Source organism: Exiguobacterium sp. s140 (assembly GCF_018617035.1).
GTDB lineage: Bacteria > Bacillota > Bacilli > Exiguobacteriales > Exiguobacteriaceae > Exiguobacterium > Exiguobacterium profundum.
This window is the reverse complement of sequence record NZ_JACSJK010000002.1, coordinates 85901-99416: the sequence shown is the minus strand read 5'-3', so window position 1 is coordinate 99416 and position 13516 is coordinate 85901. Positions and strand designations below refer to the sequence as shown.

Sequence of the window (13516 nt, the reverse complement as noted above, 5' to 3'; positions counted from 1 at the left end):
TCTATTCACAATCCGATTGCTTTGTGAGATTCATCACTAATTATACAATATGACACGTCTTGAAGCGAACGCTCCGCTCGTTCCGACATGCAAAAGACGCCCTCTCCTGAGTGGCGTCAATCGAAATCTTGCTCAAAGTATTCAGGATGCCCGATGACAAGGTGGTGGTCATCCATTCTAAGCACCTCTTCTTTACGAAGCTTCGCTAAAATCGTAGAAACCGTCTCTCGGGACGTTCCAGATAGACGAGATAGTTCCATCGCCGTGAACGGACAGCGGACACGTACCCCTTGCTCATCCGGTTCACCTAAATCTTCAATCAAAAAATGGATGGTATTGAGTACACGTTCTTTCGCGCTCGGGGTAATGATTTCTTGGACACGTCGTTCATGTAAATCTAAAATACGATTCATCTGTCCGATGATATAGAGCAGCATATTCGACTGTGTAGATACAAACCGCTCGAACCGTTCGGTCGGGATGTAGATGACGTCAATATCCGTCACCGCTTCGGCCGTATGACGGTAGTCTTCCTCCGTGAACAAACCATTGTACGGAAAGAACTGTTTGGGCTTCACGTAGTCCGCATATTGATGCGTCGCATGCTCGTTCATCCGTTCGAGTCTGATGTATCCACTCATTAAGAAATACACGCGCTCTCGCGGGTCTCCTTCCATGAACAGGAGCTGTCCTTTTCGATATGTTCGGCAATAGACGTACGGGACGAGCTGTTCAAGCGCTCGACTCGAACAGTTCGCAAACAGTGTTAACTGGCGTAAATCATCAATCGTCCACTTATGTCGCATCTGTATCCCCTCATTTTTAGTTAAATCCCCTACCTTAAGTATAAAACGATTCAGAATGATACCGCTTTCAAAATCCGACAGTTTTCTGACATGACAAAAGGGGGTCTCCCCCCTTTTCAGTCCAACATCAGTTCTAATAACGCGTCTTGCAAATCTCGATCGAGTTCTAACGCATGGAGGTCAAACAGCCAGGCCTCGAGACGCGTCTTCGTCGTCGCCATCTGGTACAAACGATCTTTCAAATCGTAGGCGATTTCCGCGCGATCTAAGAATCGATAGAGACGGTCAAGTCGATGGGCGTTCTGTGTTACATCGACGGGGAGCGTCACCGTCTGCTCCTGCTTCAATTCACCAATCGGGATGTGTAACGTCTGCGTCTCAGCGTCATAGTCCCCTTCCCCGACAACGCCTCGAACAAGAACGGTCAATGTCCGATTCGCCGGAACGAGGGTCAGGTCTCCTGACATCTCGATGTGTAGCGTCCGCGCTTCCCAGTCGAGCGTAAACGTCGTTTCAAGTGAGGCACCTGTCTCATAATCCCGGCTTTCCCCGTCATCTTCGTACATCGTGAACGTGTTCGAGGCACCTGGAAAGACGAGTACTTCTAGCTCGCTCGGGTTTCCCGTCTCGTTCGCATGCGGTTGATGCGGCATGAGGGGAACGATGGCACCCGCTTTGGCGAAAACCGGTTGTCCATCGAGTCCACGGAACACACGAATCGATTTGTCGCCTTCGTAACGATGTCCTGTGAAGAAGTCAAACCATTCTCCTTTCGGTAGCCAGACATTCGTTCCGGCGACGTGGAGCTTTCGGTCCATCGGCGTGACGATTGGAGACACAATGAGTTCACTGCCAAAATAAAACTGATTCGGCACTTGATAAGCCGCTTCGTCATCGGGATGCTCGATATACATCGGCAGCACGAGCGGTAACGCATCGGCATGGTTACGATAGTTCATCGTATATAGATAAGGGATGAGTTCGTGACGCAGACGTAAGAATCGCTTCATCGACTGTTCGGCTTCGATCCCGAAACGCCAAGGCTCTTTCCCGTTGAATGTGCTGAACGTTGAGTGGAGGCGCATGATTGGACTGAATACCCCGTATGCGACCCAACGCGCGGCGAGCTCATCGTCTTTTTTCCCACGATGATGGCCTCCGATATCGTGACTCCACCAACCGTAACCGATGTTTGTCGCTGTCGCTGTAAAATAAGGTTGGAAGGCGAGCGAAGCCCACGAGATGATCGTGTCTCCTGAGAATCCGACTGGGTAACGGTGGCTCCCTGGTCCTGCGTAACGAGAGAAAATGAGCGGACGCTTACCGTCACGGGCGATGTCGATGGCATGATAATGATTCAGCATCCATAGCGGATCGAGTCCTTCCATCTTCGAGGTCGACCCTTGTTGCCAATCGATCCACCAAAAATCAACGCCATCCGCCTCGTGTGGATGATGCATCTGCTCAAAGTATGCTTGAATGAATCGTTTGTCTGAAAAATCGAATGGGATTCGGTCCCCCGATTCCGGGTCGACGCCCATGGCCTCGGCCATCGCCGCATATTGGTCTTCAAACGCACGGACCCCGTCCGCCGGATGCAGGTTCAACGTCACCATCATTCCTGCGTCTTTTAACCAGTTAAGGAAACGCTTCGGTTCGGGAAATAAGTTTTTATTCCAAGAGTAGCCCGTCCAACCACTCCCGTACTCTTCGGGGATGTCCGTCACGTGCCAGTCCATATCGATGACACTGACCGAGAACGGGACATCTTCTGACTTGAAACGGCGCATTAACGCCTTATACTCTTTTTCGTCGTATCGCCAGTAGCGGCTCCACCAGTTCCCGAGCGCTTTACGAGGAAGCATCGGCGTCGGACCCGTCAACGTGTAAAAGTCTCGAAGTGCCTGTTTATAGTCATGGCCATATCCGAAGTAGTAAATGTCATGGATCCCTTTTCGTCTCGGCTCGACGAAGCAATCATCCGTCATCAAAAACGAGGATGAATCATCAATGATGGCATACCCTTGTTTGGAGAGGATCCCTTCTTCTAATTCCGTCGCCCCGTCCACATGGTCGAGCGTCCGCGCCGTCCCTTTCAACGTCCGCTCCGGACCGTTGAACATGTAGCGGCTATAATACGTGCTAAAGTTCCCTTTCACGTCCACATAGAGCGTGTTCGGTGCGAACGGACCTTTCGTATAATACAAATGGACATGTTCGGTGATGATTTGGAGCTCTGTCTCATCTTCAATCACTCGGAATTGTGGAACGTCAAATTCCCGATTCCACGCCACTTGGGTGGCACGGTCTTCAAAAATTCCGTCCTCCGCGTATTCCATTCGAATCAACTGACTCGTCAATACGGTGAAGCGATAACAGCTTCCTTGTACGATTGCCCCTTCTCTTGCTTTTGGTCTCATCCACGACTGGTACACATGATTTTCTTCGAATAGGCGCATACATTCGAGCGTTTCCGCTCTCCGTCACTTCCTTCCTGAAATTAGTGCAAACGTTTACACTGAATATGATAGCAATCTCATTTTTGGCATACAACCTTCGTTCCCCTTGAACCGGAGCAGAAAACAAAAAAGTCGCAAACGCTTCACGTCTGCGACACATTCTTATTGTTGGAGCGATGGAGCTAGGCGGACACGTGTGCCCGCTTCTCCGTCAATGGCGGCTAAAGCCTGATCGAGCGACGTGATGATGGCGACACGGTTCGTACCGGATTCGGCAAACTGAAGCGCCGCTCTCACTTTCGGCAACATACTGCCTGGTGCGAACTGTCCTTCAGCGATATACGTCTCCATCTGTTCTTTCGACGTTTCTTGAAGTGCCATCTCGTCCGGCTTCCCAAAATTGACATACACATGTTCGACAGCCGTTAAAATGAGCAACACGTCTGCGTTGACGAGGTCAGCCAGTTTCGCAGCCGCGAAATCTTTATCGATGACCGCTTCGATGCCGACGTATCCGTCCATTGTCTCCATAACCGGAATGCCACCGCCACCGGAAGCGACAACGATGTGCCCCGCTTCAACGAGTGTTCGAATGACGGCGTGTTCGGCGATTTTCATAGGGATTGGACTCGGCACCACACGACGATACCCTCGTCCTGCATCTTCTTTGAAGACGTAACCTGTCGTCCGTTCGAGATGGAGTGCCTCTTCTTCCGTATAAAACGGACCGATCGGCTTGGTCGGATGATGAAACGCACTATCGTTCGAATCGACAATACTTCGTGTCACGAGAGAGGCCACATGCTGTGCAAGACCACGTGCACGAAGCGCTTTGGTCAGTGCATTCTCGAACCAGTATCCAATCATCCCTTGCGTCATCGCACCACAGACATCAAGCGGCATCGCCGGTGTGGCCGAACTGTCTGATGCGGCTTGTTGCAACATCAGGTTTCCCACTTGCGGACCGTTCCCATGCGTGATGATGACCTCGACTCCTTCCGCGATGAGTGCAGCGAGAGATTCCGCCGTCGCCTCAACCGCCTGTATTTGTGCTTCGGCTGTCGCATCTTTCCCTTGTTGAATCGCATTCCCGCCTAAAGCGATGACCACACGTTTATTCTCCATATCCATACCCCCGATCAAATGACTGAGATATTACCCGATAGTATGCGTACGACTGCGAAGATGGCCAGTGCGGTCAACACACCGGCGACCATCCATTCCGTTTTAGTGAGTGACTTGATGCCATTTTCACGTTGCGCCTTCATGTAGAGAAGGGTTCCCGGTGCATATAAAAGTGTAGTGAGAAGTAAATAATCGATTCCAGCGGCGTATATGAGCCATAGTCCATAAACGGAAGCGACCAATCCAATCGCTAAATCGCGTGTTTTTCGTTCACCGGAACTGTATCCGATTCCGTTCTTCGCCACTTTCACTTGATAAAAGGCCGAGAACACGTATGGGATCAAAATCGCACTCGAAGCGAGAGAAAAGGCAAAGTTATATGCGGCATCTGAAATCAAGAATGTGAAGAGGAAGAGCTGAATCAACCCATTTGTTAGCCAAAGGGCATTGACAGGAGCTTGATTTTGATTCTCTTTCGTGAACCATTTCGGGAAGACTCCATCTTTGGCGGCAACGAATGGGATTTCTGCCGCTAACAGCGTCCAACCGAGCCATGCACCAAGGACAGAGATGACGAGTCCCCCGTTGATGAGCATCGCACCCCACGGACCGACCGCTGACTCGAGCAAATATGCCATCGCTGGTTGCGAGGCGTTCGCTACATTTTCGGGAGTCACGAGACCGAGCGACATGATAGAAATGAGCAAATAAATGACGAGCGTACCGAGCAACCCGATCACGGTTGCTTTCCCGACGTCCGAACGTTTCCGAGCACGACCGGATAGCACGACGGCTCCTTCCACACCGATAAAGACCCAAAGCGTCACGAGCATCGTCGAAACGACTTGATCACGCACACTTCCCCACGAGAAACCGCCTTGTCCCCAAAAATCGAAGGTGAAGTTTTCGAGATTAAAGAAGAACAAGGTAATCGTAATGAATGCAAAAATTGGGACGAGCTTGGCAATCGTCGTGACGATGTTGATCATCGACGCCTCATGTACCCCACGTAAGATGAGGGTATGCACGAGCCACAGCATAATTGATGCGCCAATGATCGATGCGATATTCTGTCCCCCTTCAAAAATCGGGAAGAAATAACCGACCGAACTGAATAGCAGTGTGGCATACGCCACATTCCCGAGCCAGGCAGACAACCAATATCCCCAGGCCGAGTTAAATCCGACGAACGACCCAAAGCCTGCCCGTGCATAGCTATATACACCACCATCGAGATCAGGACGGCGCATCGTCAGATTTTGAAAGCTAAGACCGAGCGCAATAATCCCGATCCCTGTAATCACCCACCCGATGAGAATGGCACCCGCATTCGCACCTTGCGCCAAATCGGCAGCCAAGTTAAAGGCGCCACCACCAATCATCGATCCGACGACAAGTGCCGTCAACGCTCCGAGACCTAACCGCTTATCTTGCTTGTCAGGATGTACTCCAGCCGAACCACCTGAGTCATGCTCCAACTTCGTAGACATTCTACTCATCCCTTTCGCTTATTTTGAAGCAGGAGGGGGCATCCCCTCCTCGTCAACGATCAAGCCATTCGCGTGTCTCCGTGAGCGTCGCCGCCATCACCGCCTTGATGGTATGCATCCGGTTTTCCGCCTCATCAAATACGAACGAATGACGACTGCGGAACACTTCATCGGTCACTTCCATTTCCGTCAAACCGTACTGTTCGTGAATCGCTCGACCGACTTCTGTTTCTAAGTCGTGGAAGGCAGGGAGGCAATGTAAGAACATGATGTCTGGATTGCCACTCTTTTGAAGCATGTCCATGTTCACTTGATACGGTCGCAACAGTTCGATTCGTTCTGCGAACGCCGCTTCCTCGCCCATCGATACCCAGACATCCGTGTAGACGACGTCCGCTTGATCCATCGCTTTCTCAATGCTCTCCGTCAAGGTGATCACAGCACCTGTTTCAATGGCGACCGACTTCGCATAGTTCACGATCTCGTCAGATGGCCAGAGCGATTTCGGCGCACAGATTCGCATATCCATCCCAACTTTTGCACCACCGATCAACAACGTGTTTCCCATGTTGTTCCGTCCGTCACCCACGTACACAAATTTAATTCCGGCAAGTTCTCCTTTTTGCTCTTTTACCGTCAAAAAGTCAGCCAAGATTTGAGTCGGGTGATACAAGTCGGTCAAGCCGTTCCATACCGGTACGCCTGCGTCTTTCGCAAGACCTTCGACCGTCTCGTGGGCGAAGCCACGGAACTGAATGCCGTCAAACATGCGTCCAAGGACGATCGCGGTATCGCGCACCGATTCTTTCTTCCCGAACTGGATGTCATTCTTGCCTAAATATTCGGGATGCATCCCTAAATCGATGGCAGCAACGGTGAACGCACAACGCGTCCGCGTCGATGGTTTTTCAAAGAGCAAGGCAATGTTTTTACCTTCACAAATCCGATGTGGGACACCTTGTTTTTTCTGACGTTTGAATGCAGCAGACAAATCGATCAAGTAGTTGATTTCTTCACCAGAAAACTCGTTTAGCGATAAAAAATGACGACCTTTCAAATCAAAATTGAACGTTGTAGACATACTGCTTCCTCCTTATCACATTTAGATGTCTTGGCGGATAATCGGACAGCTCATGCAACGTGGACCCCCACGGCCGCGTGATAGTTCGCTCGACATGATTTCAATCACTTCGACGCCTTCTTTACGAAGTAACTCATTCGAGACATAGTTTCGGTCATACGTGACCACGACACCCGGCGCAATAGCGAGCGTGTTCGATCCATCATTCCATTGTTCGCGGGCTGCCGCAATCGGATCTCCACCGCCACAAGGGATCAACGTCGCCTCTTGTAAGCCGAGGACATCTTTTAACACCTTCAACAAATCCGAGTGCTGGGCAATCTGAAGTTCACCTTCCGCGTTTAGCGTGAGCTCGAAAATGTTCATCTTCCCTTCCGGTCCTTGAATGAACGGATGGATGGTGAATTTATCATGATCGACCATCGTGAAGACGGTATCAAGGTGCATGAAGGCGCGTGATTTTGGAATTTCGATGGCGATGACTTTTTTGAAGCTGTCTCCATGCTTGAGAAGGTTGAGGGCGACACGTTCGATGCCTTGCGCGGTCGTTCGTTCCGAGATGCCGATGGCGACGACTTCTTTCGACAAGACGAGTTCGTCTCCCCCTTCCATCGCAAACCGATAATCTCGGTCCGACCAGATGGGAACATCATGTTTCGCAAAGCGTGGGTGATAGCGCATAATGTATTGCGTGAAGAGTGATTCGCGGCGACGTGCCGGTTCTTTCATGCGGTTGATGGAGAGTCCGTGACCGATTGCAGCGGCCGGGTCTCGTGTAAAGTAGAGGTTTGGCATTGGGTCCAAAAAGAAGGGGTACGTATCTTCAATCATTTCATGCAGATGTCGACGTTTTTCCGGCTTGATCTCCGCTTTCCGGATACCGGCCATCACCGTCTCAATCAACATTTCGTTATCAAAATCGAGTAAATACTCTTTTAATGTTTCGTAAGAACCGTTGATATTTGATTTGGACTCCGATAAGATATCCGCGACAAACTTTTCGCGCACACCAGGGAGTGATAACGTTTCGGCCATTAGTTTTTCGAGGTAAAGGACTTCCACACCACGATTTTGAAGCGCACTCGCAAAATAATCGTGCTCTTTTTGAATGACCGGCAAATGGGGAATATCATCGAACAAGAGGCGCTCTAAATATTCAGGAGTAAGGTTCTCTAACTCCCGGCCCGGTCGCTTCAGTAATACCGTTTTTAATTCTCCAATTTCTGAATACACATGAATCGGATGTTTCAGCGTCGTATCTTGTGAAATCGGTTGATTCGTCATTGAGATCATCTCGCTTCCTCCTTGTGATTCGGGTGTGTGACTACCCTTACCTTATCACTTTACCAAATTTGCGAATGTCTAATCCGACAGTTCATCTGTTGTCGATTCCGCATCGATATGAATAAATGTTCACTCATGTGAATGAACAAACAATGCCCCGGAAGTCAGGACGATGACAAGGGGAAATAAGATGTATGGCTGATGTATAGCATCGCCCTAAAAAAAGCAGAAAACTTTTTTTATTCACCTTAAAATAAATTGAAAACGTGAGAGATCAGGATGTGAGCATATGAAAATTGAAGAAACGGAATACAACGAACATGAAGCAGCACTTCGCACATTGATTCAAAAGGGAGACCCGGTCGATTTTCAAGACCTCTTTCTCTCCCTCCACCCGGGTGAGCAGGCGGATCATTTTATCGAACTAAATCAACATGAGCGGTCGTTCGTGTATCGAACCATCTCCCCCGAGGTATTCACCGATCTATTTGAAAAGCTGACGTTAGAAGAGCAATGTACATTCATCCAAGAAACACCTCAGTCGTATGCCGTCCGAATCTTGAATGAAATGTATTCGGACAACGCGGCCGACTTGATGAGGGAACTACCCGATGCGTTCATGGACACGCTATTTGAGCAGATGGATGATATCGAGGAACAAGAAGTCAAAGACTTGATGCAATATCCGGAGGAAACAGCCGGATCGCTCATGACGACCGAGTTCGTCGTCCTTCAAGCTGATAAGACGGTCGGACTGACCCTTGAAGAATTGCGTGAACTCGGACCAGATGCCGAAACGATTTATTACCTATATGTGGTCGACCAAGCGCACCAACTGGTTGGTGTTGTCTCCTTACGTGATTTAATTGTCGCACCGCTCGAGGCGAAAATTGAAGACATCATGGGGTTCCGCGTCATCTCGGCAAACGTCATGACCGACCAAGAAGACTTGGCTCGGATTGTCCAAAAGTATGATTTATTGGCCCTTCCCGTTATCGATGATCAGCAAAAGCTACTCGGCATCATCACGGTCGATGATGTGTTAGATGTCATCGAGCGCGAAACGACAGAAGACTTTGAAGAACTCTCCGCGACGAAAGGTTCGTCTGATATCAACATGAGTCCGCTTAAAGCAGCGAAAAAACGTGCCCCTTGGATTGTCAGCCTCATGTTTCTCGGCATGATTACAGCTTCGACGATTGGCGGTTTCGAAGACACCCTTGAGACGATTGTGCTACTCGCCGTCTTCATGCCACTTGTCATGGGCTCTGCCGGGAACGCAGCTACACAATCCCTCGTTGTCGCCGTGCGCTCGATTGCACTCGGGACCATCAATCGAAAGAACGTCATGAAGATGATTCGACGTGAACTCGGAACCGGCATCATCTTAGGGATTGCGTGTATGATTGTCATTTTTGGCGTCATCACGCTGCTATACGACAACATGCTAATCGGCTTCATTGTCGGAGTTTCTATCTTCGCCGCACTCAGTGTCGCCACGATGATTGGGACGATTGTCCCGCTTCTCATCAATCGCCTGAAGTTAGACCCCGCTGTTGCCTCTGGACCGTTTATCACGACGCTGATGGACAACCTCGGTCTCATCATCTACTTCACGGTCGCGACGTCTATGCTCCAGTTTTTATGACATTTGAAAAAAATCCGATTATAAAAGCGGTGCTGATGTTGTCAGCGCCGCTTTTACTCGTCATGTTGTTGAGACTCCTCAAACAAATGCACTTCATTTTCATTAAAAGCTCTGATTTCCTCATCCGTCATCACTTCGTTTCTTTCTTCCACATAAGGATTGTCTTTCAATGATGTCTCTAGTTTGCTCAAGTCAGCACTGAGCCCGCTTTCTTGATAAAGGTTAGGTTTTCCTACCGAAGTCAGTGTCCCTGTCCGATTCACTTTGAAATGTCCCAGTTGTAGACCGACAATCCGATATGCATTCTCCATCACGGGTCCTTCATATCTTTGTAAATACAGCAAAACGGTCTCGTCTCGTTTGACGAGCGGGTCTTCTTCCATATCATTTTGTAAAAGGGTGATCGTATCGGCTGACTTCAGTTGACCATTCACGTCTCGATAGACACGCTGCACTTGAATGTGTGATTCAAAGAATGTGACCGATTGATGTGTAAACGGTTTAGGAGCACTTCTCACTTTGCCGACGATGACAATCGGCGAGCTTGTAGCTAAATCGTCTATGTGTCGGAAGCTTTCGGTCACAGCCAAATCACTCGTGTTTTCTTCTTTCATCATTTCGCTAAACATGATATAACCTGCTATCACTACAACAGATAACATTCCAATCATCCACTTCTTCACGAGGTCCCTCCCATCGGTCCATCCATCCTCATCGATTTTCTACTCTCGTACGACAAGTACGCAATCGTCCCCACGTTCATGGTTTCTGTATGATTCGATCAAAACAATAGGACTACCTTCTTATAATTTAGGGTATTTCCTACAAATACATATAAAACATAAGTAAGGAATGAGGGGATTTCATGACATTTCAACAAGTACTCTACATACTCGTGACCGGTGCCCTGTTCATGGCGCTCGTCGCTTACGTCTCGTATCGCATGACGAAAGGAAAAGTCGAAAGCGCCGACGATTACTTCTTGGCCGGTCGCGGTCTAACAGGCGTCTTCATCGCGGGATCGCTCCTGTTGACCAACTTGTCAGCGGAACAATTGATTGGCTTGAATGGCCAATCGTTCGCCGGCAACATGTCGGCCATGGCTTGGGAAGTGACGGCCGGTATCGCCGCCATCATCATGGCGCTCTTTTTGTTGCCACGCTTTCTTGGCATCGGGATTTCGACTATTCCTGAATTTTTAAGTCAACGCTATGACGAGGACGTTCGTCGATTGACCGTCCTGTTATTTCTACTCGGCTATATGTGCGTCACGATTCCATCTATGCTGTACTCAGGTGGATTAGCCGTCCTGCAACTGTTCGATGTGCCGGCCCTTCTCGGCATTAGCTTTGAGCAGTCCCTTTGGCTCGTCGTTTGGTTCATTGGGATTATCGGGGCGATTTATGCCATCTTCGGAGGTCTTCGTGCCGTTGCCGTATCGGACACGTTGAACGGGATCGGACTCATCATTATTGGATTCCTCGTTCCGACACTAGGCTTTCTCGCACTAGGGGACGGGAATTTATTGGACGGGATGAAGACGATCGCGACGACGAATCCCGAAAAGTTGAACGCCATCGGTTCCGCTAACGACTCGGTCCCGTTTCTCTCCATTTTCACCGGAATGATTTTTGCGAACTTGTTCTATTGGGCACTGAATCAATACGTGATTCAACGGGCCCTCGGTGCAAAAAACTTAGCGGAAGGACAAAAAGGCGTTCTCTTTACCGGCTACTTGAAATTACTCGTTCCAATCTTCATGTTGTTACCTGGCGTCATCGCGTTTCACTTGTACGGGTCGAACGTCGAGAAGGCAGACCTCGCTTATCCGAGTTTGATTGCCGAGCTGTTACCGATGTGGCTCATGGGCTTTTTCCTCGCCGTCTTGCTCGGTGCCGTATTCAGCTCGTTCAACTCGCTTTTGAATAGTATCGCGACGCTTTTCGTTCTCGACATTTACAAACCGAAGTTCAAACCGGATGCCTCTGACCAAGACTTGATCCGTGTCAGCAAATGGTTCGGGACGTTCGTCGCACTCGTCTCGTTCTTTGTCGCCCCGAATCTTATGTATGCGCCAGATGGCTTGTGGGACTTGATTCGTCGCTTCACCGGCTTCTTCAACATCCCGATTCTTGTCATCGTCTTAATCGGGATGCTTGTCAAACGTGTGCCGCCAATCGCCGCGAAGACCGTCGTCTTTTTCCACGTCATCGCCTACTATTTCCTCGTGTGGGGGACGAAACAATGGTTCGGCGTCGAAATCGGCATCAACTTTATCCATATTTACGGAATCCTCTTCGTCATCGAGACGGGGATCATGCTCGTATTTGCGCGTGTGCGACCGATGCTTCAAGCAAATCCGATTCAAATCGAACTCGGACGAGTCAAACCGTGGCGGCATGCCCTTTCGACATCGATTTTGCTCGTCGCTTCGATGATTTTCGTTTACCTTGTCTTCTCACCGATCGGACTCGCTTATGCGAACGGCATCGTCTCCAAATGGTTTGTTCCAGTGACAACGGGACTTGTCGTCGTCACGTCCGTGCTCATGTGGGCATCTTATCGCTACGGCATTTCTCGTTATGAACGCTATCTAAACAATTTAGGTGAAGACTCGTCTGACGTAGAAGAAGTAAGCAGCTAAACCAATAGACCTCCTTGAACTTACGCGTCAAGGAGGTCTATTTTTTGTTGTCGCTTTCGTTCATACATGACATCGTCCGCACGTTGCCAAAGCGCCTCAATCGTTTCCGGACAAGATGCCCATGCCAACCCGATGGCAACGGAAATCCCTTCTTGTAGACAAGCCGCTTCAATTTGACGAACCATTCGTTCACATGCGTCTTTAGGCATCATTTCTAGAAACAAGACGAACTCATCTCCTCCTAAACGATAGACGGATGATTCGATGTCTTGAAGGATTGTACCGACTCGTTTCAATAAACAGTCACCAGCTGAATGCCCTTCTTCGTCATTCACGACTTTCAAATCGTTCACATCCAGCACGATGATTCCGACGTCACACGCATTTCTTGCTTGAGCAATCGTGTCTTCAAACGCCCGACGATTGAAGACACCGGTCAAGCTATCGTGGCGACTTTCATACATGAGACGTTCACGCTCGGTCATGGCTGCTTCGATGTTCCGAATCACACCTTGAACCGCTACGATTTCATCATTCTGATAGATCGGCGTGGTGTATTCCTCGAACCATACATAAGTGCCGTCATTCGTGCGCCATCGCTGAAGAATCGCTTCTTCATAGTTGACGCGTCCCGCCACTTTATCGAGCAGGAGACGTCGATCATCCGGATGGATTCTCCGAAAACAATCTTGTGCATCTGAATAACTTCGCATCACCGTTCCTTCTCCGAGATATAAGTCTAAAGAAGGACTGATGTATCGGAAACGCCAAGTCGGTTTCGTTTCAAAAATATAAATGACATCTTTCGTTTGATTCCCGAAATGCATAAACGAAAGAGACTGTGCATGTGGCTGTGGACGTTTGGATAACCACAAGGCAATCAAAAATCCAACGAGTACCCCCCAGAAGAATAACGTCATTGAATCCACTTCCTCTCTGTTCGCCCATATCGTACCACGTTCGAGGTCAGACACCTGTC

Annotated in this window: 10 protein-coding genes; 2 read left to right on the top strand and 8 right to left on the bottom strand. The window is 49.2% G+C overall.

The window, feature by feature from the left end; translation table 11 throughout:
• Positions 1-116: 116 nt before the first annotated feature.
• The 6 genes from KNO61_RS08600 to arcA form a co-directional block, all read right to left on the bottom strand.
• A complete protein-coding gene (locus tag KNO61_RS08600) occupies positions 117-806 on the bottom strand; it encodes a Crp/Fnr family transcriptional regulator (RefSeq protein WP_214814004.1) in 690 nt (229 codons plus the stop codon).
• Positions 807-922: 116 nt separating this feature from the next.
• Positions 923-3226, bottom strand: coding sequence for a glycoside hydrolase family 31 protein (locus KNO61_RS08595; protein ID WP_251030810.1), 2304 nt, complete (start codon positions 3224-3226; stop codon positions 923-925).
• 201 nt (positions 3227-3427) lie between these two features.
• Complete coding sequence (gene arcC, locus KNO61_RS08590; RefSeq protein ID WP_214872973.1) at positions 3428-4390, bottom strand: carbamate kinase; 963 nt, start codon at positions 4388-4390, stop codon at positions 3428-3430.
• Between the two features lie 14 nt (positions 4391-4404).
• The gene (gene arcD / locus KNO61_RS08585) at positions 4405-5880 is read right to left on the bottom strand and encodes an arginine-ornithine antiporter (protein WP_214872972.1); all 1476 of its coding nucleotides are present in this window, start codon (positions 5878-5880) and stop codon (positions 4405-4407) included.
• 52 nt (positions 5881-5932) lie between these two features.
• A complete protein-coding gene (gene argF, locus KNO61_RS08580) occupies positions 5933-6961 on the bottom strand; it encodes an ornithine carbamoyltransferase (protein ID WP_214783927.1) in 1029 nt (342 codons plus the stop codon).
• Between the two features lie 21 nt (positions 6962-6982).
• Positions 6983-8212, bottom strand: coding sequence for an arginine deiminase (gene arcA / locus KNO61_RS08575; RefSeq protein WP_214873253.1), 1230 nt, complete (start codon positions 8210-8212; stop codon positions 6983-6985).
• Positions 8213-8534: 322 nt separating this feature from the next.
• On the opposite strand from arcA, the gene mgtE reads away from it, so the two are divergent.
• Positions 8535-9893, top strand: a complete 1359-nt coding sequence (gene mgtE, locus KNO61_RS08570) for a magnesium transporter (RefSeq protein WP_214872971.1) — start codon at positions 8535-8537, stop codon at positions 9891-9893.
• A gap of 53 nt (positions 9894-9946) precedes the next feature.
• Here mgtE and KNO61_RS08565 read toward each other — a convergent pair whose 3' ends face one another.
• Entirely contained in the window at positions 9947-10576 is a 630-nt protein-coding gene (locus KNO61_RS08565) for a hypothetical protein (protein WP_214872970.1), read from the bottom strand.
• A gap of 182 nt (positions 10577-10758) precedes the next feature.
• On the opposite strand from KNO61_RS08565, the gene KNO61_RS08560 reads away from it, so the two are divergent.
• Positions 10759-12537, top strand: coding sequence for a solute:sodium symporter family transporter (locus KNO61_RS08560; RefSeq protein WP_214872969.1), 1779 nt, complete (start codon positions 10759-10761; stop codon positions 12535-12537).
• A 20-nt stretch (positions 12538-12557) separates the two neighbouring features.
• On the opposite strand, the gene KNO61_RS08555 is transcribed toward KNO61_RS08560, so the two are convergent.
• Positions 12558-13511: a GGDEF domain-containing protein gene (locus KNO61_RS08555; RefSeq protein ID WP_214872967.1), complete on the bottom strand. Its 954-nt coding sequence runs from the start codon at positions 13509-13511 to the stop codon at positions 12558-12560.
• Between the last annotated feature and the right edge of the window lie 5 nt (positions 13512-13516).